Genomic DNA, 23,853 nt, shown 5'->3' on the forward strand with positions numbered 1-23,853 from the left:
GTTCGGCATGCGGCCGACCCAAGAGACTCGATCAGCGCAGTTCGACGGTGCGCAACTGGCGGCGAGATTTGATGGCGAGTTTGGCGTAGACGTTGCTTAGATGCCATTCGACGGTGTGGGCGCTGATGAAAAGCTGCGATCCGATCTCGCTATTGGTGAGCCCGGCCGCGGCCAGCTCGGCGACCTGAGTCTCCTGAGGGGTCAATGCAGTACCGGTGCGTGCGCGCTTAGCGGTGTTCTCACCTATCAACAGCAGCTCGCGGCCGGCTCTGTCGGCATACGCGTGCACCCCGAACTGTGTGAGCATCTCGTGCGCGAGGCGCAAGTGTCCGCGAGCATCGTTGCGGCGGCTCTTCCGTCGAAGCCACTCACCGTAAAGGAGGTGCGCGCGTGCGAGCTGCACCTTCACACGGCTTCGACCGAGGTGCTCGATGGCTGCGCGGTAGAGTGATTCGGCGTCGGCATCGTCGGCCAGTAACGCCGCGCTGCGGGCACAGACGCCCAAAGCCCACGGCGTGCCGGCGGCGCGGGTTCGTGCTTGCAATTTGGCGAGGGCGTCGGCGGCCGAGTCAAACTGCCCAGCGCGCGTAGCACATTCGACGAGTTCAGTGAGATTCCAGCCGGCAATACCGAGATCGTCGTATCCACAAGCGGGTTGCAGGGCCGCCAAAGCGGCTTCATACCGGCCCAGCCCGTTGTTGAGGACACCGATCGCGTACGCGGCCAGCGCGATCGTTCGGTTCTCGCCGCGCTGCACACCGTCGCGCAACGCGGCCTCGGCCATCGCTATGGTCTGCGCCTCGTCACCGGCCCACGACGCCAAGGTCAGCTTGTGGTACTGCAACGGCGCGTAACCGATTGCCGCGGATACGTCCTCGGCTTCGGCGATCAACAGCCGCGCGGCTGCCAGGTCGCCGGCCATGACCTTCGCCCCGGCGCGGCTGAGGAGCGCGGTAGGCAGGATCTGCAGGACGGCGGTGTCGGTCGCCAAGCGCACCGCGATCGCCGAGAGCCGTTCCCAGGCGTCGTCGTCCCAGATTTCGTGCACGGTCACCTCAAGCGCCAGTGGGAAGGCCTCCCACTGCCAACTGTGCTCGGTGATGGTCGAGACCGCGGCGCGCATCGCCGCCACCGCCGTTGCGGCGTCGGATATCACTCGTCGCGCGAGGCCCTGGGCGAGAAACCCGACCGGCTGTGCAGTGCCGCTGTCATCGCGATGGCGCACTGTCGCGCGGGCGATTTCAGCCAATGCGGCGGGCTCGCTCCCGCGTCCGGCGTAAACCAGCCCGCAGAGGGCCTCCAAGAACGCCTGATCAGCTTCGTCGGCGTCCAGGGGCGCCAGCCGCTGAGCTGCCTTGACCATCGAGGCCGCGTGTACGGCCAGCGGAGGGCCGTACTGGTTGGCACGGCGGCGGTGAAATGCCAACTGAATTGCCAGATGCAGTCGCCGGGCGTCGTCGAGGTCGTCGAGCGGCGCGAGTGCCGCTGCGGCGACGAGCTCCGTGGCGGCGTCGAAATCCGCTGCGCGACGCTTGGCCTGTGCCGCCTGCAGAGCCCTGATACCGCGCCGAGTCGGATCCGGTGTCAGTTCGAACGCCCGCGTGAGAAAAGCTGCGGCAGCCGCGATCCCGCCGCGTTGCTGGGCGCGTTCAGCTGCTCGAACCAGTTCCGCGGCGACCGACTCGTCGGGCCCGGAAGCGGCGAATGCGCGATGCCAGGCGCGCCGGTCGGGATCGGCCGCGGCGTCGATACTCTCCGCGAGCGCGGCGTGCGCTCGTTGTCGTCGGTCCGCGGCGGCGTCGCGGTAGGCCACCGAACGCACCAGCGGGTGACGGAAGCGCACCCGCGAGTCGATGTCGATCAACCCGGTGGCGCGCAATGCGGTGAACGCCGCCGCCTCGATCCCCAGACGCGCCGCAGCGCGGGTGAGCAGAGCGGGATCTCCGACCGGCTCGGCTGCTGCCAGCGTCAACAGCAACCGGGCATCGTCGCACAGCGTCGACATACGTTGCCGGTATCGCGACTCCACTGTCGCGGCCACCGAATGCGCGTCGGGTAGGTGGTAACCGCCGGCCAGGTCCGCCGACGCCAGATCACGCACAGACTCCAACAGCGCGAGCGGGTTTCCGCGCGCCTCGGCGACAATGCGGTCACGCACTCGCACATCGATGCGCCCGAGCAGCGCCGAGTCGAAGAGTTCGCGAGCATCGGGCACCGCCAGTCCCGAGACCGTCAGTTCGGGTAGTCCATGCAGTTCGACCGTCGACTCACGCGACGCGAACAACACCATCACGCGTTCGGCCAAAAGACGCCGCGCCACGAAACTCAGCGTCTGCGCCGACACCTGGTCCAGCCACTGCGCGTCGTCCACGATGCACAACACCGGGGAGTCCAGCGACGCGGTGGCAATCAAGCCCAAAACCGCCAGGCCGACGAGAAACCTATTCGGCGTCGGTCCCGAAGTCTGACCGAATGCGATGTCCAACGCCCGGCGCTGCGGATCCGGCAGCGCCGCTATGCCCGCGGTCAGAGGGGAGATGAGGCGGTGCACACCAGCGAACGGCAGCTCCATATCCGACTCCACACCTGCGGTGCGCAGTACACGAACCTCGGACGCGGCGGACACCAGGTGTTCGATGAGGGCGGTCTTGCCGATACCGGCCTCTCCGCGCAACACCACCACCGCACTGGTCCCGGCGCGCGCGGACTCCAACAACTTCTGCAAGCGGGACCACTCCGCCGCTCGGCCACGCAGAATGTCTCCGCTCACAGGTCGCTCCCCACCGATGCCGGGAATCGGCCATCAGCGGGGCGGTCCGGCCATCCTGCGCACACCTTCGCGGACATCCCTTCTCACTGCGGCGGCGCACGCGCACTCGCCGTGTCCGCCCGACGGCTTGGTAGCCCGTCGAACGTCGCACCCAACCCTAATATCGCTGCAGTCCGGCACCCCTGGAGCCGACGTTCAAACCCCGGGGGTTTTCCGGGGGGCGCGCAACGGTGCCCAACTGGCAGCGTTCAAAGCGTGCCCGCTAACAGCCGCGATGTCGCGCACGATGCCAGGCTGGCCGCGGGCTGAACATCCAAGCCAACCGCTTCACTGACGAGAGAGGCAGCACGGCGATGACCACGCCAACGAAAAAGATCACCGTCATCGGCGCGACCGGCCAGATCGGCCGCCAGCTCGTTTCCCTGCTAGGCAACCGAGGCCACGACGTCACCGCAGCCTCCCGTAGAACCGGTGTAGATCTGTTCACCGGGCAGGGCCTCGACGACGCCCTTGCTGAAGCTGAAGTTGTCATCGACGTGATCAATTCCGCCGCACCCGACGACTCCTCCGAAGCTTTCTTCAAACAAGCCGCGGCCACCCTCTCCGCTGCGGCCGCCAAAGCCGGCGTCGGACACTACGTCGTGCTGTCCATCGTCGGCGCAGACGAGATGGCCGCCGAAGCCGGATACATCCGCGGCAAGGTCGCTCAGGAGAACGCGGCCGAGTCCTCGGGGCTCCCATGGACGGTCCTGCGAGCCACACAGTTCCACGAGCTGGCTGAACCCATCACCGAATCCCTGATCATCGGCGAGGAAGTGCGCGCCCCGGAGGCACTCATTCAACCTATCGACTCTGTCGAGGTCACTGCAATCCTGGCCCGCATCGCGGTTAGCCAGCCGCTCAACACCATTCACAACGTCGGAGGCCCGCAGAAGATGACTTTCTCCGACATGGCCCGCGCCGTCCTGCGCCACCAGAGCCGGATGCTCACCGTCGTCGACGACCCATCGGCAACCTATAGCGGGCTGGAGATCGACTACACGACACTCGTCACCGACGACGAGGCCGAGCTCGGCACCCTGCGGCTGACCGACTGGCTGACGCGCCGCTGATCCGCCCGATTCCGAAAGGACCTGCGGACGTGTGTGCGATCGTCGGCTATGTGGGACACCGGCCCGCCCGCGACATCGTGGTGAACGCACTGCGCCGGATGGAATATCGCGGCTATGACTCGTCGGGAGTCGCATTACTCGATGGACACGGCGGACTGACCGTACGGAGACGTGCCGGCAGGTTGGCCAATCTCGAAATGGCGCTGGACGAAACCGTCGGCGACGTTCTCGCCGGCAGCACCGGCCTCGGCCACACCCGCTGGGCCTCACACGGCCGGCCCACGGACCGCAATGCTCATCCGCATCGGGATGCGAGTGGCAAGTTCGCCGTCGTACACAACGGCATCATCGAGAACTTCGCGTCCCTGCGAGCCCAGCTGGAGGTCGCCGGAGTCGAGTTCGCGAGCGACACCGATTCTGAGGTCGCCGTGCACCTGGTGGCGCAGGCCTACCGCAGTGGGGCGACGGTCGGAGACTTCGAGGGCTCGGTGCTGTCGGTACTACGACGGCTCGAAGGCCACTTCACGCTGGTGTTCGCGTTCGCCGACGAGCCCGGCACCATCGTCGCCGCGCGCCGCTCGACCCCGCTGGTGGTCGGTGTGGGTGACGGCGAGATGTTCATCGGCTCCGACGTGGCGGCATTCATTGAATACACTCGTGAGGCAGTCGAACTCGGTCAGGATCAGGCGGTGGTCATCACCGCCGACGAGTACCGGATTTACGACTTCGCGGGGAACCGGGCGGACGGACATGCCCGGCCGTTCTATATCGACTGGGACCTGAGCGCCGCCGAGAAAGGTGGCTACGACTACTTCATGCTCAAGGAGATCGCCGAGCAGCCGTCGGCTGTGGCCGACACGCTGCTGGGGCACTTCGATGACAACCGCATCGTGCTCGACGAGCAGCGGCTGTCCGATCAGGAACTCCGCGAGATCGACAAGGTCTTCGTCGTCGCGTGCGGGACCGCCTACCACTCGGGCCTGCTCGCCAAGTACGCCATCGAGCACTGGACCCGACTGCCCGTCGAGGTCGAGCTTGCGAGCGAATTCCGCTACCGCGACCCGGTTCTGGACCGCAGCACGCTAGTTATCGCGATCTCGCAATCCGGGGAGACCGCTGACACACTCGAAGCGGTGCGACACGCCAAGACTCAGAAGGCCAAGGTGCTCGCGATCTGTAATACCAACGGCAGTCAGATCCCGCGCGAAGCAGACGCGGTGCTATACACCCGCGCGGGACCGGAGATCGGAGTCGCGTCAACCAAGACGTTTCTTGCGCAGATCACGGCCAGTTACCTCGTGGGCCTGGCGCTCGCGCAGGCGCGCGGCACCAAGTACCCCGACGAGGTGGCGCGCGAATACCGCGAGCTCGAGGCCATGCCGGATCAGATCGAACGCGTTCTGGTCGGCGTGGATTCGGTGTCCGCGCTCGCCAAGCGCTTCGCGCTTTCGTCCGCGGTGCTGTTCGTAGGTCGCCACGTCGGCTACCCGGTGGCGCTCGAAGGTGCGCTCAAGCTCAAGGAACTTGCGTACATGCACGCCGAGGGCTTTGCGGCCGGTGAGCTCAAGCACGGCCCGATCGCGCTCATCGAGGGCGACCTGCCGGTCATCATCGTGATGCCCTCCCCCAAGAGTGCGGTCACTCTGCATGCCAAGCTGCTGTCCAACATCCGCGAGATCCAGGCGCGCGGTGCAGTCACCATCGTCATCGCCGAAGAGGGCGACGACACGGTCGCTCCGTACGCGGATCACCTCATCGAGATACCCGCTGTATCGACTCTTTTTCAGCCATTGCTGGCAGTGATCCCGATGCAAGTGTTCGCCGCCGGGGTGGCGCAGGCCCGCGGCTACGATGTGGACAAGCCGCGCAACTTGGCCAAGTCGGTCACCGTCGAGTGAACCCCGCACACTCTGATTCGGCGCCTGCGCCAGCACCGCCGTCATTGCTGCCTGGCGCAGTTGTTGCCCATTGAGTAGCCACAACAACTTGCGCGCCTTGAAGCGTCACTGGTCAGGGCCGCTGGTAGACGCCGGTCAGTGTGCCGCGCGCGGTCGCGTACTGCCGTATCGCCTGCAAGAGTCGACTTTTGGTCTTGATGGTGCCGGGCACCGGATTGTTCAACGCAAACAGGTGGAAGCGGTAGTGGTGGCAGCCGTGGCCGGGTATGGGGCGGGGCCCTGAGTATCCATGCCCAAGCAGTGTTTTGATGAACCGAAAATCGGTGCTGGGGGCTACCAGGGCGTCTTCGTCGATGTGGTCGCGTTGAGGCTCGAGGATCGCTATCGTGTGCATCAGCGGGCGGGGCAGCGGAACGTCATCGTCCTCAATGATCAGCACCAGCGCCTCTGTGCCCTGCGGAACCCCAGACCAGCGCAGCGCCGGAGATTGATTGTCCCCCACGCCTTCACCGGCATACTTGACCGGAATGGTTCCGCCATCCTGGAAGGCGCCGCTGGTGACGGTGATCGTGTCGGGCACGTCGATCCCCGCCAACAAGCTGCGGTCACCACCTGCCCGAACACTACGTAACAGTCGGCCGAGACTGGTCATGCGCCGCCACCCGATCCGGCTGCCGGTAGGTAACCCTGCTCGGCCAGCCGCGGCAGGACACCGCCGCTGGCCAGAATGTCGAGAAGCAGGTCAGGCAATGCAGGCACTTCGAGGAAATCCTCTAGGCGCGCCGGGATTCGGTGGTCGTAGACATCAGTCCAGTGCCCTTCCCGCCGGGCCGGAGAGCAGCTCCACCAGCGGTGCGACATCGTCGGCCTCCGGTAGCCCGAGGACCGCGTGCCGGATCGCGGCGGCACGGTCGTCGGATATGACAGCACTGACCAGGTTGTGGAACTTGGTCATGACCTCGTCGTTGGTGACGGGGTCGGATGGGTTGCCGTGCGGCGCGAGCACCGATGCCGTTTCGGTGCGGCCGTCGCTGAAGGTCAGAGTCAGGTGTGTCTGGAAGCGCTCGGTGGGCGCCGATTCGTCGATGCTGGAGTCTAATTCGACGTGTGTGCGATCCAGTAGCCGCCACACGTCGTCGGTGTCGAGGCGCTCAGCGGTGAACTGCTGCGGTAACGCGACACCGTCGAGCAGTGTCACCGTGGCGGCGTAGCCGATGTTCATCTGGGCGCCGATCGCCGTCAGCGGCCGTTGCGGCTGCCACCAGCCGTGGTGGTACACGACGTCGCCGACACGGATGTCGATGCGGTCGATCATGCGGCCGTTCAGGCGGTTTCGGAGGGTGCGCGCGGCCTCGACGACACCGTGCAGGCCGCCCATGACCGCCCAGGACTTCACCATGATCGCGGTGGTCTCCCAGCGGTCGCCGAGGTCGCGGGTGATCGCGGCGGCGTCGGGGTGGTGGCCCTCGCCGTAGACCGCCAGGAATCCGCCGTAGGGCCGCACGAGTACCTGGTCGATGCCGGTGTAACCGGACTGCGCGAGCGCGGCGGAGTAGAAACCGTTACGGGCGGCGAAGCCGTGTTGCATCCGCTTGCCCATCGCCTCGTACTGGGCCGACATCAGCCCCGCCGACTGGGTGGCGGCGAAGCCGACCGCGTCCTCGAGCTGCTCGCCGTCCAGGCCGCGGACCTTGCCGCACGCCAGCGCGGTGGCGATCCCGCCGAAGACCGGGCCGGAATGCCAACCGCGGGAGAGCATCTCGGCGCCTCCTAATGCGAGACCGATCCGCGGGCCGGTCTCGAAACCGACGATCGTCGCCAGCAGCAGTTCCCGCCCGCTCACCGGCCGGTCCAGGTGGGCCGCCGTCGCGAGCAGTGCCGGGACCACCAGCGAGGCCGAGTGCAGCGGTGCCAGGGGATGAAAGTCGTCGAGTTCGAAGCCCTGGATGAAGGTGCTGTTGAGCAGGGCGGCGCCGGCTGGTGTGGTCGTGCGCCCCGTGCCGATGACGGCGGCGGCACCGTGGCCCTCGATGCCCAACACCGCGTCGGTGGCGAGGCGCGACCACGGCAATTGCGCGCCGACCAGTGCGCAGCCGATGCCGTCCAACACCAGGTGGGCTGCCCGCACCCGGACCGGGTCGGGCACCTGGCGCCATTCGAGTGTGCGCACCCAGTTCACCAGCCGGCCCGTCGGGCCGTCGGGGGCGCTGGGGCCGTGGCCGGTGGCGTCCACCGTGTGCTCGGTCAATGTGCTCATGCACCCATTGCAGGGACCGGGTCCTCTAGACGCCAGCCAACTTGCGTAATCCGCAAGTACGCTGGTGGCGTGGCTACGACCGCGCTGCGCGGGCTGCAGATGCTGGAGACCCTCGCCGGAATGCGCCAGCCCGCGACGCTGCGCGACGTCGCGGCACGGGCCGGGCTCTCGGAGTCGAACGCGTTCCGCATCCTGCAGGCACTCGAGAACGAGGGCTACCTGCACCACCTCGGGCGGTCCGGCTACCGGTTGGCCAGCCGAGCGATGGCGCTGGCCACCGTCATCGGTCCACGACCGGCGATGCTCCGCCTGATGCACCCGGTCGTCGCCCGACTGGCCGCCGTCAGCGGTGAGGCCGCCGTGGTGCACCTGCGGGCCGGCGAGTTCCGGGTGTTGGTGTTGGGCGTCCCGGCGCCGTCGGACCCGCTGCTGGATCCGGCCGGCGTGCTCGGGGAACGCTCACCGCTGGCAGCCGGCGCCAGCGGCCGGATCATCCTGGCGTACCTACCCGAGTCGGAGCGCGCCGACGTCGACCTCCACGGCGTCACGCCCGAGCAGCTCGCCGCCATTCGCGATCGGGGCTACGAGACGTCCTACGGCGAGAACCACCCCGGCATCAACGGCATCTCCGTACCACTGCTGGCCACGCCGGACGATCCGACCGGCACACCAATCGTGTTGGGGTCCATGACGATTGCCGGACCGGCGGAGCGACTGACGCCGCACACGGTGGCGCGCTTGGTGGGCCCGCTGCAGGGCGCGTGTCGAGATCTCAGCCCGCGGCTGGCCGCACTGCTCGGACCCAATCCGGGCAGCACCATCGAAGCTCTCGATCTCTAGCGCCGGCATCGCGCCGAGTGTGGGGTCGACGCACACCGTCCGCGGGTTCAGCGTGCGGGTAACCCACGTTCGCCGGTCAGCCGGTGAAGCCCTCTCCCGCTGTCGAGCGGTCGTGATGGGTGTAGGTCAGGGGGATGTCCTTACCGCGGGCGATCTTGTTCAGTGTCGCGATGCGCTCACGCGCGGCCGCTCCGGTCCGCTTCCGGTGCTCTCGGATCGGGTTGGACCACGGCAGCCGGTCAGCCACCCGCGCGATGCCGACGTTGACCTTGGCGATGTTCTCGAACACGCGGATCCGCCGTTGGAAGTTGTAGCCCAGCGGCTCGAACAGGGTGCCCGCGACCATCGCCTCGATCTGGCGGTAGCCGAACACCACGCTGGCCGGGACCAGCGCGACGCTCGCGGTGAGCTGATTGACGTGTCGTGCCACCAGCTTTCGCGCCCAGCCGGGGAGGGTTTCGGTCAGGGTCATCAGGTGCGCCGGGCCGGCGATGGCGTCGACAAGTTGGGCACGCCACGGCGACGGGTTGCCACCGCGGGCCAGCACGTAGTTCAAGGACTTGATCAGCTCGAGACCGTCGGCGGAGTGCAGCCGCTCGGGCGCTCCCCAGAGCCGGCCCGAGAACGACGAGTACTCCGCCAGGTCTTCGAGTTCTTGGCGCGTGAGCTTCCGTCCGAATGCGTGGTCGACGAGTCGGCCGAGCAACATGCCGCTGCCGAATCCGAGCAGCGAGGTGACCGGAATCGGTTCGCCGAACTTGAGATAGACGTCGTCGCCCCATTTGCGGCGCAGCCCGCGGCTGACGATCGCGTGCATCAACCGCACCCGCACCACGTCCTGGAAGGCATCGGAGTGTCGGTCGAAGATGTCGGGCAGGGTGAACTCCGCGAACACCCGCGCGGTCTCGATGAAACGCCGGGGTCCGTCGTCGGCGAACCGGCCGGTGGCGCCGGTGGCCGCAGAGATGTCGCCGGTCATCGCGGTCTCGTAGAACGCCCACCCGCGGATGATCATCGTCGCCGCCACGGTGGCCGACATCGCCAGCATCCGGCCGCGTTCGGCGGCGGCGAGGTCGAACTGGCCCGGCAGTTGATCGAGGTGCTCGAAGAGTTCGACGAACTCTTTCGGAGGATCGTCGAGTGTTTCGATTCCCTGGGTCAACGCCTGTTCGAACAGGGCCCGGCCCTGCTCGTGGCCGATCCGCTCGAAGGCGTCGACCACGCCGATCATGTGCTCGTCGGCCTGCCAGAAGTAGTCATCGCGCAGGCGGGTGATGGTGTTCGGCTCGACCTCTTTGTCGATGTCGATCCAGTCACCGAAAATGAACTCGCGCATCTGGCGCCACTGGGTGGCGAAATGGTCACGGCCCGGCGGGATGGGCCGCAGCGGCCGGTCGGGGTGGTCGCGTCGATTGAACTCGACGTCCTCGAGGGAGATCTCTTGACGTTCACCGGTCACGGTCATGAAGTGCGTCCATTCGCAGAGGGCATCAGCGTCGAAGCTATCTCAGGATGCCCGGTTATGTGAACGGTGGTTCCGGCTCGGCCGCGGTTTCGGGTCACAATGGACGACGTGGATGCCGCCTTCCCCGACACCTCGACGTTGGAGCGCGTCCTCGACCTCGCAGCAAATGCGCCGTCGGCGGGTAATGCGCAGCCGTGGCGATGGCTCGTCGGCCGTCGCGGTGTGCAATTGGCCGCCGACTGGCAGCGCCGCCGCGGTGACAGCAGATCCGACCGCGGCGATGTCCTCCTGAGCTGTGGTGCTGTGCTGCACCACTGTGTGGTCGCGCTCGCCGCCGCGGGCTGGGCGAGCCGGGTTCACCGGTTCCCCGAGGCCGAGGTGCTGGCGTCGATCTCGCTCGACCCGCGGCCGGCCGGGGCCGGCAGCCTTGAACTGGCCGAGGCGATTTCGCGTCGTCGCGCGGACCGCCGGCCCTTTCGGGGCACACTGCCTGCCGGCACGATCGAACAGCTCGTCGTCCGCGCGGCGCGGTTCGACGTCGAGGTTTCTGTGGTGCCGACCGCTCGCTGGGCCCGGCTCGGGGAGGCCGAGTATGCGTTGCGGTACGACGACGATGGGGCGCAGCAGCTCGACGAGGAGGCCGCGATGCTGGTGCTGGCGACCGGAACCGACAACGACCTGGCGCGGCTGCGTGCGGGCGAGGCGCTCAGCGACCTGACACTCGCGGCGGCGGCCCTCGGACTGGTGACGTGTCCGCTGACGGAGCCGTTGCGGGATCCGCGCAGCCGGTTGGCGTTGGCGTGCGAGGTTTTCGACGGCGCCGCGTATCCACAGGCGTTGATCCGGCTCGGGCAGCAGTCTGTGGGTGAGCCGCTTCCGCCGCCGGGGCGGCGGCCGGTCGCAGAGACGACCACGTTCGCGCTGGGATAGCGGAGCACGAACGTCTCAGACGGAGACGGTAAAGCCGGCACCGCTGAGGGTGTCCAGAACATCCTGTCGATGGGCCGGACCCCGGGTTTCGACGGTGAGCATCACCTCGACTTCGTTCAGGGCCAGTGTGGGCGTCGTGCGGGAGTGCACGACGTCGAGCACGCTTGCGCCGGTTTCGCTGACCACGCCGAGCAATCGACTGAGCCCGCCGGGGCGGTCAGGAATGGTGACTCGCACCGCCAGATACCGGCCGGCGGCACGTAGACCATGCGTGAGCACATGGGTGAGTACCAGCGGGTCGATGTTGCCGCCGGACAGAACGGCGCACACCGGGCCGTGCAGCTCGAGGTCGAGGGCCGATGTCATCAGCGCCGCGACAGCCGCTGCGCCGGCAGGCTCGACGATCAACTTCGCACGCTCCATGCAGAGCAACAGGGCGCGGGAGAGTGCTTCTTCGCTGACGGTCTGGACCGAGTGGGCGAATTGTTTGACATGCGCATAGGGAACCACCCCCGGCAGCGCGACAGCGATACCGTCGGCCATCGTCTGCATCGACTCCGCGCGCACGGGTTGTCCGGCGGCCAACGAACTGGGCCAAGCGGCAGCACTCGCGGACTGGACCCCGATCACTTGGACCTGAGGCGCCAAATAGTTCGCGGCTGAGGCTATTCCGGCGAGCAGGCCGCCTCCGCCGGTCGGCACGACGATGGTCGCGACATCCGGGATCTGTTCGATGATCTCCAATCCGACGGTGCCTTGGCCGGCGACCACGTCGGCATGGTCGAAGGGGTGGATCAAGACTGCTCCGTGGTGTTCGGCGTACTCGCGGGCAGCGACCAGGGCGTCGTCGATCGTCTCGCCGGCCAGGTGGACTTGCGCGCCGTAAGCCTTGGTGGCCACCAGCTTTGGCAGCGCGACGTTGACCGGCATGAAGACTGTCGACGCGATCCCGAGCTCTGTCGCGGCCCATGCGACTCCCTGCGCGTGGTTGCCGGCGCTGGCGGCGACGACGCCGCGCTCCCGTTCGTCGCGGGATAGGTTCGCGATCCGGTTGTATGCCCCCCGCGGTTTGAACGAGCCTGTGCGTTGCAGGTTTTCGCACTTGAAGTACACCTGTTGGCCGATTCGCTCCGACAGCACGCGCGAGGCGATGACCGGCGTGCGTCGAACCACCGGACCCAGACGTTCAGCGGCCGCCGCTATCTGTTCCCTCGAAATCAGCTGCGTCACTTCACCTCTTGTCTGGGCGCCGGTTGATCGCGTCGAGCAACCGATGTTCGGCATCTTCGCCCGGCTCGATCCCCGCCGGGATGCGCAGCAGGAAGACTACGCCGAGCAGCCACCAGGCACCGAACAAGATCCACGGTTGAGGGTCGAGGAACGCGGGCATCCCCGGCAGGTAGAGGCTCAGCAGCCCGACGCAGAGCACGACGGCCGCGCCGCCGATCACCAAACCCGCTTTCCCGCGTCCGCCGACCCGCAGCGGCCGGTCCATCTGCGGTTCGCGTCGGCGCAGGATCAAGAAGACGATGGATACCAACAGATAAGCGACGACGATGCTCGGCGACCCGGAGTCGACGAGCCACCCAAGCATCGCCTCACCCAGGAACGGGGCGAGGACGGACAGCCCGCCGATGAACAGCAGCGCGTTGATCGGGGTGCGGAACCGGGGATGCAACTTACCGAACCAGGCCGGCAGCATGCCCGAGCGCGCCATCGAGTACATCAACCGGGAGGCGCCGAGTAGCAACGAGTTCCACGACGTGAGGATTCCGGCGATCCCTCCGGCGATCAACACCTTGGCCATGAAGTCGTTGCCGAACAGCACTCCGAAGGCGTCCGCGGTGGCGATGTCCATCTCGGCCAGTTCGCCGGCGGGCATCGACGATGCGGTGGCCACGATCGTGATGAGGTAGAAGATGGTCGCGAGGATCACCGCGATGACAACAAGGCGCCCGACCTGACGGGCGGGGACGTTCACCTCTTCTGCGGACTGCGGAATGACGTCGAATCCGACGAAGAGGAACGGCACCACGACGAGCACCGCGAAGAATCCTGCCGTTCCGCCTGTCACGAACGGCTGCATGTTCTCGGTTGATCCGCCGGTGAAGGAGCCGACGACCAGCATCAGCGCGATGACCAACAGCAGCACGACGACGAATGTCTGTGCCACGCTGGCCATTTTGACGCCCAGGATGTTGATGGTGGTGATGACGACCGCTGCGATCGCGCCGACCAGCGCCCACGTCAGATACACCTCGCTTCCCGCGACGTCCCACAACCGAACCTGATTGAGACCAGGGAAGAGGTACAACGCTGTTCGGGGCAGGGCCACGGCCTCGAACGCCACGATGGTCACATAGCCGCCGACAATCCCCCAGGACCCGATGAACGACCAGCGCGGCCCCATGCCACGAAGCAGGAAATTGTGTTCTCCGCCCGCCTTGGGGATGGCGGCAGTGAGTTCGGCGTAGGTCAGGCCGACCATCGCCATGATGACGCCGCCGGCGGTCATAGCCAGCACGGCTCCGAGGGTGCCTGCAGAGCCGATCCAGTCGCCGGTGAGCACCACCCAGCCGAAGCCGATCATCGCGCCGAAGCCGAGGGCCAGCACGTCCCAGTTGCCGAGGACCTTCAGCAGAGACGTGTCCTCAGGCTTTTCGACCGTTCTTCCCATACGAACGCCTTCCTGACTCTCGAAGGGGCTAGGGCGAGGGATGAGATCAAGCTAGCCGCTGCGGTCACAGTCGGTCTGCTGAATGGTTTCCGCGTTACCCGCAGCGCGCCCGGTGAGTTCTCGGCTTCAGGCCGGTCCAAGTTCGTGACACCTGCTGAAAGGACACCGACATGGCGGAGCTTCTGGTCGACTTCATCACCTCCCTCGACGGTTACGCCTCGGGCGAGGGATGGCCGGGTTTCTGGGGCCACGAGGGGCCGGAGTACCTCGCATGGCTTGGCGAGCAACCGGAGGTCACCTACTTGATGGGGGCCAATACCTACCGCCTGATGTCGGGCTTCGCCGCCGGGGAGGTTCCGAATGGCCAAGACGAGTTCAGGCCCGAAGAGGAGGAATCCGTTGACGAGCTCACGCAAGCCCCCAAGGTGGTGTTCTCGTCGACCCTCGAGGAACCGCTGACGTGGGCCAATTCGACGCTCGTCCGCGACGACGCCGTCGAGGCGGTCCGCGCCATGAAGTCGAGTGGCTCGGGGCTGCTCAGCACTATCGGAAGCCTGAGTCTGTGCCGGTCCCTGCTGCGAGCAGGACTGGTTGACCGCTTCCGGGTCGTGATGTTTCCGGTGATCACCGGAGCGACGGGCGCAGAGCGCATCTACGACGGCTATCCAGACGTCGCCCTCGACATGATCGAGCACCGCACCTTCGACGGCCGCATCCAGTTGGTCGAGTACCAGCCTCGAGTGCTTGAGCATCCGCCGCTCGGCGCGCCCGCGTGAAGTCGCCTGTCTCGGGGATCTAGGAACCTACAGCGCAAGTGACTTGATCGTGGCCTCGATTTCATCGAGGGCGGGTGCTACGTCGGTGTTCCATGCCTGTTCGATCTCTTCGCCGAAGTTGGGGTCCTCTGCGGCAACATCAATGTTTTCCGTGAGGCGACTAACGCCAGCGCGGAAGGCGCCCAAGGCCGGGCTCAATTCAGTTCGGATGTCGAGGATTTCGGAGGTAGAGGCGTACGGGAACAACGGAAGGCGGTCGAACAGTCCATCCGCCATCAATGCATGTTGACCAAGCCGTTTCGCAACTGGCGTTCGCGTGAATATGCCCATCTCCAAGCCACCTGACACGATGCTGCTGGCGTTCGCGTCGAACAGAGGATATTCGTTACGCGTGTCGAAAAGCTTCTGAATCCGATCTAAATACCCGAGCACCATCGTGTCATCGCCATCGCTGATCGCAGACACATCGACGCCGGCCATGCGCTCGATGCTAAGAATCCCCGCATCCACTGCTAATTGAAGTTGATCGAAGCCTGTTTGCGCGTTCAGCGCGTGGGCTTGTTTGCGCAGTTTGTCGCTGATTGGGCTGAACTGCTTACTGGCTTCCACGACGACAAGTTCGTACTCACGTTGTTCACGTGCACTCCACTGCGCCCGAGGGGGCAGATTGTCGATTGTGCGCTTGAAGGCGAGCAGCTCCTTCGCTGCGTCAGGAAAGTATTTGGGCGCGACCTTGGCGAGTTCGAGAAGCAAATCAACACCCACGCGGTTCCCCACATCGTCCGCCGACTGCATCAACGCAACCGACGGACTTACCAGTGTCACCTTATCGGCATACAATAGAGCGGCATGGGTCTGCTGAACGGCAACACTAATCACATCGTTGAGTGAGACTTCTGAATTCCTCTGTCCTATAACAGCATTGACCACTGTCATGTTCAGCTCGGTCTTGCGCTCATCCCGTCGGACTCTGCGAATGCGCTTGGCGTCAGCCTTCTTTCGGAGCTTCGCCGCCCGCAGTTCCCGTCTCTCACGGCCCATCGAGCTTTGCTCCTTCCAGGAAAGCAACCGCTACTACGGACTACTAGCCATCCCCGCACATCAGGCTAGAACACGTCGTCGCCACGCGTTGCGGGGCCGAACGCCCCGAGGATCGACGTTCGTCGCCTTGTCCAGGCGAATCGCTCCCGACTGGCACTACTGAACGACTGATTCCCGCATCATATGCACGGCTGCGGCTCCACGAGAGCCTGCCACGCCTTTCGCGTGCTTGCACTCCCACTGGACACCTCGACCACCCCTCCTCGGCTTTCCTGCGTGATCCCGGACGACGGGCGGCTCCACATCATCTAACTCTGTGTGGCCCTTCGGGAGGATACGACGATTTGACGAGCTACCGGGACATCGCCTCCGCGGACCACCTCTCCAGTCCGAGCGCATCTGGGATTGGCCCATACAGCTAAGCGAATCCGCTATCTTTCGTTGAGCGCATCCCTCGCCGATACAGCGCGCCGCCCCGTGTAGACGTTTGCGCAAGACCGCCTAGGAGCTGTAATGCATCTCAACTACGGTATGCACAAGGAAAAAAGCGACTCCTTCTTTGAGTCGCCTGCGCTATCCTTCCGGTCCCAAGAGGATCTGCATTCGCTGTTCGACCTCCTGCTGGACACGGAAGCTGGCTTCACCCTAGTGGTAGGCGCTGGAGTATCACTCGATGCGGGACTGCCGAGTTGGGGGCAGCTCATTGCGAACATGGTTAACTCATCTCAGTTTGAGGATCGTTGGCGAGAAGCGGCCGTACTGGACGACGCCGATTTAATCCGTAAGGCTGAGACCGTCTTACAGATGATCCTTGCCAAGCGCGCATCAACTCGTAGCCAGATTGTCCGTGACGCCCTTTATACTGATCGCGGCGGTAACGACAGGCCGATCACCCCCGGCCGTCTCGCAGATGCGATCGCACGGTTCTTCCTCATGCTCAAACAGATGGGCAAGGCCGTAGGGCTCGTCACGACAAATTACGACACCGTCCTCGAGACCGCAATCAATGGGTACGAAATTGCGAAGGATCCTGAAGGAACCGGCGAGGGAGATACTTTCATCGTCAGTCCACACGTACTAGCCGATTCCAAAGCCGAGGACGGTGATGACGACTCTTGGGATCCAGGCTCATCAGTCATGCACCTGCACGGCCTATTGCCTCCTGGGGATGAGGCTCGCGGCAAGTTAGTGCTCACCGAAAGCGACTTTCTGTCGGTCGGTCCTCGCGTGAAGCAATTCCTGCTGGCTCGAATGCGGAAGACGGTCACGATTTTCATTGGTGTAAGCCTCACCGATCCAAACCTCGTCGGCCCGTTATGGCAACGTCAAGAGGACGACAACGACTCAGGAGAAAGGACGTTCGTTCTCTCTGTATGCACTTCCAGAAATGCAAGCGCTCACAACGGCATTGACCCTGATACAGCCGAGGCGTATGAAATCAAGAAGGTGGAAGCGTTGGCTCGGGTGCTACCTGTCACACCGATCCTGCTGAAATCGTACGGTCAACAGATTCAGCTCATGAACGAACTTGCATACGTCCTACAGCTCCAACAGGACGAACGCGAAGAGGCGTACATGGACGACGACGAACCTTCGACGTCTGAACGTTACGGGCATCGGTTGACTCGAGTTCTGGAGGCCGCCTATACCAACATCAACTGCTCGCCAGACGAGGATTTCCCCTCGGGTGATCATGCGAAGACCCTCTCGGATCGACTGTTCGCGCCACTAGATGAAGACCAGGACGGCGAGCTAGCCAAGCTGTTAAAAGAAGCGCGGTTCGAACTTCGCGACTCCCACTCGTTACATGAGCGCAGAATCTTCAGGGAGTTCCACCAGGCTTTCGAGGACGAACGGTTTGGGATCTTCCTCTGGCTTCGGTCGCGGACAAACAGCGGCGCCTTTCGTGCCGACTACTCGCTGAGACTGGTGGGAACCTCGGTCTACCAGCATCGTCATGAGTGGTCACTTGACAGGACAGCACCGGTGCGCGCCGGTAGTAGGTTTCCTGCTGCTCGTGCGGAATTCAACGGCACGTTCGCACTTCAGGATGACGAGAAAGATTCGGATTGGCAACTCTGGCGATCGATCCTGGCTGTACCGATCAGTTGCAATATCACCGACATAGAGCGAGGCGGCGAAACAACATCACGGCTGCTTGCCGACGTTCCCATCGGCGTCATCACCCTCAATTCAAGACTGCTCGCGACCCGCTCCGTTTGGCAGCGCGACGACCCGCGCTCGATATTGTCAGCGATGTACGCTCCGACGTTCGACCGACTTACAGCTCTACTGCATGCAGTCGCGATCGCCGCTATTTCGAGTGAACAGCCTTAGGCTGATCGCGGGATCCCTGTATATATCTCTTGAAGGTCTCTTTGCCATGGATAGGTGCTGGTCCGACGATGACCGACGTCTTGCCGACGGTCTCTCGGCGCGAGTACGTCGCCGTGGTTGGCTTATCGGCCACGTCTAACCTCACATCCCTCAAGCTGTCTGTTCGTCAGGATAGCCTGGCGCATTGGGGCCCCGAGTGTGGCCCTATCTCCGCGGCTCGACACCATTGTTACCCACGTTGCTGAGCTGAGCGATCGAGTTCGGTTCCGAACCTAGTAATCTCCGACACTTCCGAAGGCCGCGGGCCACGCCGACAAGCGTAGCGACAAAGTAACACTGATGTGTTTACGCAGATAGTCGGCGTGTCGCGGACGTCCGCGCTAGAGGCCGTCCGCCATGACACGCGCACGGGTTGAGGCGTGAGCGGCCTCACCAACACTTTGCGGGCCGCATCGGACCTCGGATACCTAAACACTTCAGCGCTTGCCCCATCTACAAAGAGAAAGGAGCCGCGGTTCGAAGTGAACGCCGAAGCCTGTCGACGACGGTCGAAAACTAGGCCAGAAGCGACGGTGAAAAGTAGGCCACGTGGTCGTGGTTATTGTGCCGTGTTGTCGGCTCTGGCGGAGGGCAAGGTGTCGATTCCGGTGTCTTTGAGGCGGTAGCTGGAGCCTTTGAGGGTCAGGACGTCGGCGTGGTGGACGATGCGGTCGATCATCGCCGCGGCTACGACTTGATCCCCGAAGACGTCGCCCCAGCGGGCGAAGGGCAGGTTGGAGGTCAGGATCAGCGAGGCGTGTTCGTAGCGGCTGGAGACCAGTTGGAAGAACAAGTTCGCGGCATCCTGCTCGAACGGGATGTAGCCGACCTCGTCGACGACGAGCAATCCGATGCGCCGCAGTTTGGTCAGCTCGGCGGGCAGGCGCCCGGCGTTGTGGGCGGCCTTGAGGCGAGCGACCCAATCGACCGCGGTGGCGAACGCGATGCGGTGCCCGGCCTGAGCGGCCTTGACCGCCAACCCGATGGCCAGGTGTGTCTTGCCAGTTCCGGGCGGCCCGAGCAGCACCACATTTGATGCCTTAGCCAGGAAAGCACCGGTGCCCAGGTGGGCGATCATGTCCCGATTCAATGCTGGTTGATGATCGAAGTTGAAGTCCTCCAACGACTTGCGAGTCGGGAACCCGGCCGAGCGGATACGAGTCGCCGCACCCGAGGCCTCACGGGCCGAAACCTCCCGCGACAGGACTGCGGCCAAATACTCTTCGTGAGTCCAGTTGGCGTCGCGGGCTTGCTCGGCCAGTCGGGCCGCCGAGTCGCGGATGCGGGGTGCTTTGAGTGCTTGGGCGTAGTGCAGGACGGCTTTGATCGGTTCTTCGGCCATGCTCATGCCACCTCACCATCGGAGGTCGCTGTGCCAGTGGTGAATTCGACGCCGAATGCGCGGTCGTAGTCGGCCAGATCGCGAACCAGGTGATCACCTGCGGTGGGTGGCTGGCCGGTTTGGAACTGCTGTCGCAGCGCTGCGGCGGCGGCGACGTGGGCGGGATCGGTCAGCGTTTGTCGCGCCGCCCAGCAGCGGTCATGAGCCGCCAGCAGGCGGCCGCCTCGGGCCACCGTCACCTGGGCAAGGGTGGTGGTCACCTCGACGAGTTGGCCGATCGCACCCGGGTCCACGGAGTAGTCGTTACCGGCCACCCGCACGTAGTAGTCACGTCCCAGCCGCACCGAGGAAACCGACTGCACGACCGGCGGCACCGGCGGCAGCGCCAACATGTGGGCTCGATCGGCATCGATGAAGTCGACCGGGCGACCATCGAGGACCCGCACCCGACGCGCGTTGGCAGTCCGAAGCCATTGGTCGAGTTGACTGTTGAAATCCTGCGGTGAGATGAAGAAGCGGCCGGGCAGAAACGACGTCTCCAGATATCGGTTGGCTCGCTCGACCATGCCCTTGGATTCGGGGTCATAGGGTTTGAGTTGCACCAGCCGCGACCCCAGCGTCCCCATCAATGCCGTGACCGACTCGGTCAACCGGCCGCGCCGTCCGATCCCGGCCTCGTTGTCCCACCACAACTCGTGCGGTATCGCGGTGAAGTTCTGCGAGAGCAGCTGCCACATCCCGGCCACCAAGTCCATGGTTTGGCGTGAGGGCAGCATCACCGCGGCGATGAAGCGGGAGAACGCTGCCACCATCACCAGCACCGGCAGCATCGTCTCCTGGTCGAAACCGACCGGGATCTTGGGCGCCGGGAACCACAGGTCGCACTGCACCACCCGTCCCTGCGGATGCTCGAGGCGGTCGACCGGATCAGCCGGCAGGTACTCCGGGCGGATCGCCCGGACCCGCTCCCGGAACCAGGAGATCGAACCGGTCCACCCGACCCGCTCGGCGATCACCGTCGCCGGCATCGTCGGGTAGGCCGTCAACAACGCCCGGATTCGGGGCTCCACCTCGTTGATCGCCGACGGCGCCGAGGCCCGCTCGTACTTCGGCGGACCATCACTTGCCACCGCGGCCGCCACGGTGTCTCGCGCGATGCCGAGTTGCCGTGCGATGGCCCGCTGCGATAGCCCTTCGCTGCGGTAAAGATGCCGGATCAAGGCCCAGTCTTCCAAGGAGATCACCCATCCAATCTGATCGGGTGGCCTACTTTTCAACCGTCGCGACTGGCCGGATCTTCAACCGTCGTCAACAAAGCCGCTCGGTGTCACCGTCGCCAGGCTCCGAACCGTGCGCGAGCGCCCCCCTCCCGCCGATAACACCCAACACGTCGACTGCCGCCGGCTCAGCCATGCGGCGGGCGTGGCCTGTTGTGCAGGGATCAGTCGTTGAACGCTGCCTGATACGCCTCGGCTTCTGAAGCTTCAGCTTGCCACTGACCCGTAGCAACAGGTTGGCTTTCAGGGTTTGGTACTCGGCGCCGACGATAGCAGCCCCTTGATGTAGCTCTCTCGCTGCTAAGCTGCTGGCTCGTGAGGCCACTGCTCGATTCCTGCGCCACACACGATGCCAACCTTCGCTATGTCGCAACCTTCTCCTATTCGGGAATCGACGAGCACCGTGGCTGCAACGTATCCATTGACGCGGCCAATCATGTCGTTGGCGTCGTTGTTTCCAGTGATTTCGATCAATCTTGTGACCTCGGTACACCGACTTGGATCCTCTCCGCGAGGCCCTGGGCGGTGAAAGATGGAACGCCGGACGGTGCCTCCACTGTTGTGGTGAGTTCGACCTGGGCAGGAACTCCGCTCGTGCTCTCCTGCGACCCGCAGCTGACGGCGAGTATCAGCACTGACGCGCAGCAGAGCGGCTTAATGGCGATCGTCATTTGGCTTACTCCATTTGCTGCTGCTGATGGTCGTCAAAAGGTACAGCCCCTCGTGGCCGGTGGAACGGCCACCGCCCTGCAACCGTCGGCCGCGCCGAACGGATGTTTCGGAGGTGATCGGTGTCATAGGGCAGTGGCAGGCTGTTCCTCGGGAGGGGCGACGACATGCTTACGGGTAACTCAGACGGAGGTCATCACTCGAACAGTCTGAATCTGGCGTTGCCATTGTTGGCGGCCGAGTGGCATCCCACGTTGAACGGTGATCGGACGCCGCTGACCACCACGACAGGCGCGAAGCTCAGAGCATTCTGGCTATGCCCGGTCTGCAATCACGCTTGGCAGGCGCGGGTGAGCAGCCGGGCCCATGGTCATGGATGCCCGGCGTGTGCTCGCCAGGAGGCGGGCCGGTTGAAGAGTATGCCGAGCCCAGGCGACTCACTGGCGGAACGGTTCCCGGCGGTCGCCGCCGAATGGCACCCCAGCCGCAATGACGAACTGGCCCCAGCAACGGTCGGCTATGCCAGCAACAAGAAGGTCTGGTGGCTGTGCGCGCGATGCGGTCATGAGTGGGCAATACAGGTGGCAAATCGCACGCGAGGTAGCGCGTGTCGAAAATGTGCGCATGCCGCGTTGGGTAGACCTAAGCCTGGTTCCTCGTTGGCCGAGCGCAATTCGACGGTGGCAGCAGAGTGGCACCCCACCCTCAACGGTGACCTCACACCCAGCGACGTAGCGTTCTCGGCCAAGCGTAAGGCGTGGTGGAAGTGCCCTTGGTGCGACTACGAGTGGGCTGCGTCGGTGGGCAATCGCGCTGCAGGTGCAGGATGCCCCGGTTGCCGTCGTCGCGGCCAAGGACGGCTCGGCGCGCAACTACCGGCCAAAGACACGGCTTGCCAGCGTGGCTCGGAACGTCTGAGTTCGCAACCGCTCTCCATTCCACTGCCGGGCAAGCCCGAACCACTGTCCACGGCCACCGACGCTCCGACTGGAACCTTCCTCGCGGAGCAGTACCCGGAGGTGGCGGCGCAATGGCATCCCGTCCGCAACGGTGAACTGACTCCCGCCGAGTTTCGTGGGGCAAGCAATGTGCGAGCGTGGTGGTTGTGTCCGACGTGTGACCACGAGTGGTCCGCAATGATCAACAGCCGAACCCGTGGAGGTGCGGGATGCCCGAAGTGCGGGCGGCGGCGCGGGGGTGCTGCATTGGGCGCTCCCAAGCCCGGGCAGTCGCTGGCGGAACGACTTCCAGACCTCGCTGCGCAATGGCATCCTGTGCGCAACGGTGGTCTCACCCCGGTCAAAGTCACCGTGAAGAGTGGGAAACGCGCCTGGTGGTTGTGCCCCGATTGCGGTAACGAGTGGGAGGCACAAATTGGCAGCCGCGCAGACGGTTCCGGGTGCAAGGTATGCGCGACGCGGCAGGTAGCTGCGGCTCACGGCAAACCCGACACAGGGCATTCCCTTGCCGAACAGGACTCAGAACTGGCCAGCCAGTGGCACCCGACTCGCAACGCCGATCTGACGCCTGCCGATGTCACGGGCAACAGCGGCAAGAAGGCATGGTGGATGTGTCCTCGTGGCCACGAATGGCAGGCGATGATCAACAACAGGACGAAGGCGCGGGGTTGTCCGAAGTGCATCCTGTGGGGTACGAGCGCCGAGGAGATTCGTCTACGGCACGAGCTCGTCGCCGCCGGCGTGCCGATAGATGTCGAACACTCGATGATCTACCCGCCGCGGGGCAGGCCGCTCAACTGCGACATGGTTGCGCCCCCGTGGAATCTCGTTATTGAGTTCGATGGCAACAGGTTTCACAAGACGGCAGAAGGCCACGAGAAGGACTGCCGCAAGACCGCGGCATTGGAAGACGCCGGCTGGTCGGTCATTCGCATCCGGGAGGACCTCAAACCAATCGGGCAATACGACGTGATGGTGCCGAAGTTCTCGTCCGAAGTTGAGCGCGCCAAGGCCGTGCTCCGCAGACTCGATCAACTCGGCCGCCGCGTCACGCACCACGACGAATACCTAAGTACTAGCGAGCCCTGGGCCGCAGCGGCCGCCGCGGCGGAAATTCAACGGCCCCGGCCTCGGTCGTTGGCGTCGGAGCGGCCGGAACTGGCCGCTGAATGGGATCCGATCAAGAACGCACCACAGACACCCGAGCACGTCACATTCGGTAGCGGGCAGAAAGCATGGTGGCTCTGCCCAGAGTGCGGCAACAGCTGGCAAGCCGTAATCGGAAGTCGCGCCTCGGGTGTCGGGTGCCCGGTCTGCGGACGCAAATCCAGTTTGGAAAAGCGACGCAAACGAACCTCACTGCTTGCTGACAGGCCGGTGCCCGGCGATCATCGCTGAATGGCAACGGCCAGCCGACCTTCATCAACACGCCGGGGCCTTCACGCGGCTCCAAGCAACATAGGT

At 64.8% G+C, this 23,853-nt stretch carries 16 protein-coding genes and 2 pseudogenes; 8 read left to right on the forward strand and 10 right to left on the reverse strand.

Features of this window, described 5'->3' with window-relative positions; all coding sequences use genetic code 11:
- Window positions 1-31: 31 nt before the first annotated feature.
- The gene (locus BLW81_RS05935; protein ID WP_083406414.1) at window positions 32-2,770 is read right to left on the reverse strand and encodes a helix-turn-helix transcriptional regulator; all 2,739 of its coding nucleotides are present in this window, start codon (window positions 2,768-2,770) and stop codon (window positions 32-34) included.
- Between the two features lie 353 nt (window positions 2,771-3,123).
- On the opposite strand from BLW81_RS05935, the gene BLW81_RS05940 reads away from it, so the two are divergent.
- Both BLW81_RS05940 and glmS read left to right on the forward strand, forming a co-directional pair.
- The gene (locus BLW81_RS05940) at window positions 3,124-3,882 is read left to right on the forward strand and encodes an SDR family oxidoreductase (RefSeq protein WP_083406415.1); all 759 of its coding nucleotides are present in this window, start codon (window positions 3,124-3,126) and stop codon (window positions 3,880-3,882) included.
- Window positions 3,883-3,911: 29 nt separating this feature from the next.
- Window positions 3,912-5,780, forward strand: a complete 1,869-nt coding sequence (gene glmS, locus BLW81_RS05945) for a glutamine--fructose-6-phosphate transaminase (isomerizing) (RefSeq protein WP_083406416.1) — start codon at window positions 3,912-3,914, stop codon at window positions 5,778-5,780.
- A 112-nt stretch (window positions 5,781-5,892) separates the two neighbouring features.
- On the opposite strand, the gene BLW81_RS05950 is transcribed toward glmS, so the two are convergent.
- The 3 genes and pseudogenes from BLW81_RS05950 to BLW81_RS05960 all read right to left on the reverse strand — a co-directional run bounded on the left by BLW81_RS05950 (window position 5,893) and on the right by BLW81_RS05960 (window position 8,037).
- A complete protein-coding gene (locus BLW81_RS05950) occupies window positions 5,893-6,432 on the reverse strand; it encodes a YbhB/YbcL family Raf kinase inhibitor-like protein (protein WP_083406417.1) in 540 nt (179 codons plus the stop codon).
- Window positions 6,429-6,539 (reverse strand): annotated as a pseudogene (locus tag BLW81_RS05955) (3-isopropylmalate dehydratase); the annotation flags it as partial. The gene BLW81_RS05950 and the pseudogene BLW81_RS05955, both read right to left, overlap by 4 nt.
- Before the next feature lie 46 nt (window positions 6,540-6,585).
- A complete protein-coding gene (locus tag BLW81_RS05960; protein WP_083406418.1) occupies window positions 6,586-8,037 on the reverse strand; it encodes an MmgE/PrpD family protein in 1,452 nt (483 codons plus the stop codon).
- 69 nt (window positions 8,038-8,106) lie between these two features.
- Here BLW81_RS05960 and BLW81_RS05965 point away from each other — a divergent pair, with 69 nt between their 5' ends.
- Entirely contained in the window at window positions 8,107-8,877 is a 771-nt protein-coding gene (locus BLW81_RS05965; RefSeq protein ID WP_083406419.1) for an IclR family transcriptional regulator, read from the forward strand.
- A gap of 76 nt (window positions 8,878-8,953) precedes the next feature.
- Here the strand turns inward: BLW81_RS05965 and BLW81_RS05970 are convergent, their stop codons facing one another.
- Window positions 8,954-10,342: an oxygenase MpaB family protein gene (locus tag BLW81_RS05970; RefSeq protein ID WP_083406420.1), complete on the reverse strand. Its 1,389-nt coding sequence runs from the start codon at window positions 10,340-10,342 to the stop codon at window positions 8,954-8,956.
- Between the two features lie 99 nt (window positions 10,343-10,441).
- Between BLW81_RS05970 and BLW81_RS05975 the strand changes: the two genes are divergently transcribed.
- A complete protein-coding gene (locus BLW81_RS05975) occupies window positions 10,442-11,272 on the forward strand; it encodes a nitroreductase family protein (protein WP_083406421.1) in 831 nt (276 codons plus the stop codon).
- A gap of 15 nt (window positions 11,273-11,287) precedes the next feature.
- Here the strand turns inward: BLW81_RS05975 and ilvA are convergent, their stop codons facing one another.
- On the reverse strand, window positions 11,288-12,502 hold the full coding sequence (ilvA, locus tag BLW81_RS05980) for a threonine ammonia-lyase (protein WP_407662318.1): 1,215 nt from the start codon (window positions 12,500-12,502) through the stop codon (window positions 11,288-11,290).
- A 1-nt stretch (window position 12,503) separates the two neighbouring features.
- Window positions 12,504-13,949, reverse strand: a complete 1,446-nt coding sequence (locus BLW81_RS05985) for an APC family permease (RefSeq protein WP_083406423.1) — start codon at window positions 13,947-13,949, stop codon at window positions 12,504-12,506.
- Window positions 13,950-14,119: 170 nt separating this feature from the next.
- Between BLW81_RS05985 and BLW81_RS05990 the strand changes: the two genes are divergently transcribed.
- Complete coding sequence (locus BLW81_RS05990; RefSeq protein WP_083406424.1) at window positions 14,120-14,725, forward strand: dihydrofolate reductase family protein; 606 nt, start codon at window positions 14,120-14,122, stop codon at window positions 14,723-14,725.
- A 27-nt stretch (window positions 14,726-14,752) separates the two neighbouring features.
- Here BLW81_RS05990 and BLW81_RS05995 read toward each other — a convergent pair whose 3' ends face one another.
- Entirely contained in the window at window positions 14,753-15,766 is a 1,014-nt protein-coding gene (locus BLW81_RS05995; RefSeq protein ID WP_157897606.1) for a hypothetical protein, read from the reverse strand.
- A gap of 513 nt (window positions 15,767-16,279) precedes the next feature.
- Here BLW81_RS05995 and BLW81_RS06000 point away from each other — a divergent pair.
- Complete coding sequence (locus BLW81_RS06000; protein WP_083406426.1) at window positions 16,280-18,103, forward strand: SIR2 family protein; 1,824 nt, start codon at window positions 16,280-16,282, stop codon at window positions 18,101-18,103.
- A 598-nt stretch (window positions 18,104-18,701) separates the two neighbouring features.
- Here BLW81_RS06000 and istB read toward each other — a convergent pair.
- Window positions 18,702-19,484 carry an IS21-like element helper ATPase IstB gene (istB, locus tag BLW81_RS06005; RefSeq protein WP_456093745.1) on the reverse strand — a complete coding sequence of 261 codons (783 nt, stop codon included), beginning with the start codon at window positions 19,482-19,484 and terminating at the stop codon, window positions 18,702-18,704.
- Window positions 19,485-19,486: 2 nt separating this feature from the next.
- Window positions 19,487-20,728 carry an IS21 family transposase gene (gene istA, locus BLW81_RS06010; protein ID WP_083406428.1) on the reverse strand — a complete coding sequence of 414 codons (1,242 nt, stop codon included), beginning with the start codon at window positions 20,726-20,728 and terminating at the stop codon, window positions 19,487-19,489.
- An 869-nt stretch (window positions 20,729-21,597) separates the two neighbouring features.
- Here istA and BLW81_RS30255 point away from each other — a divergent pair.
- A pseudogene (locus tag BLW81_RS30255) lies at window positions 21,598-22,605 on the forward strand (zinc-ribbon domain-containing protein); the annotation flags it as partial.
- 30 nt (window positions 22,606-22,635) lie between these two features.
- Window positions 22,636-23,787 carry a zinc-ribbon domain-containing protein gene (locus tag BLW81_RS29860; RefSeq protein WP_235632199.1) on the forward strand — a complete coding sequence of 384 codons (1,152 nt, stop codon included), beginning with the start codon at window positions 22,636-22,638 and terminating at the stop codon, window positions 23,785-23,787.
- Window positions 23,788-23,853: the final 66 nt, after the last annotated feature.

The sequence above is a fragment of the Mycolicibacterium rutilum genome (genome assembly GCF_900108565.1).
In the GTDB taxonomy this organism is placed as follows: Bacteria; Actinomycetota; Actinomycetes; order Mycobacteriales; family Mycobacteriaceae; genus Mycobacterium; species Mycobacterium rutilum.

What these genes read in the sequence shown, in the direction of transcription:
- istB (WP_456093745.1), bottom strand. Translation starts at nt 19,484, where the DNA reads ATGGCCGAAGAACCGATCAAAGCCGTCCTGCACTACGCCCAAGCACTC.
- BLW81_RS05990 (WP_083406424.1), top strand. Translation starts at nt 14,120, where the DNA reads ATGGCGGAGCTTCTGGTCGACTTCATCACCTCCCTCGACGGTTACGCC.
- BLW81_RS05970 (WP_083406420.1), bottom strand. Translation starts at nt 10,342, where the DNA reads ATGACCGTGACCGGTGAACGTCAAGAGATCTCCCTCGAGGACGTCGAG.
- BLW81_RS05985 (WP_083406423.1), bottom strand. Translation starts at nt 13,949, where the DNA reads ATGGGAAGAACGGTCGAAAAGCCTGAGGACACGTCTCTGCTGAAGGTC.
- BLW81_RS05960 (WP_083406418.1), bottom strand. Translation starts at nt 8,037, where the DNA reads ATGAGCACATTGACCGAGCACACGGTGGACGCCACCGGCCACGGCCCC.
- BLW81_RS05940 (WP_083406415.1), top strand. Translation starts at nt 3,124, where the DNA reads ATGACCACGCCAACGAAAAAGATCACCGTCATCGGCGCGACCGGCCAG.
- BLW81_RS05950 (WP_083406417.1), bottom strand. Translation starts at nt 6,432, where the DNA reads ATGACCAGTCTCGGCCGACTGTTACGTAGTGTTCGGGCAGGTGGTGAC.
- BLW81_RS06000 (WP_083406426.1), top strand. Translation starts at nt 16,280, where the DNA reads ATGCATCTCAACTACGGTATGCACAAGGAAAAAAGCGACTCCTTCTTT.
- BLW81_RS05975 (WP_083406421.1), top strand. Translation starts at nt 10,442, where the DNA reads ATGGACGACGTGGATGCCGCCTTCCCCGACACCTCGACGTTGGAGCGC.
- BLW81_RS05995 (WP_157897606.1), bottom strand. Translation starts at nt 15,766, where the DNA reads ATGGGCCGTGAGAGACGGGAACTGCGGGCGGCGAAGCTCCGAAAGAAG.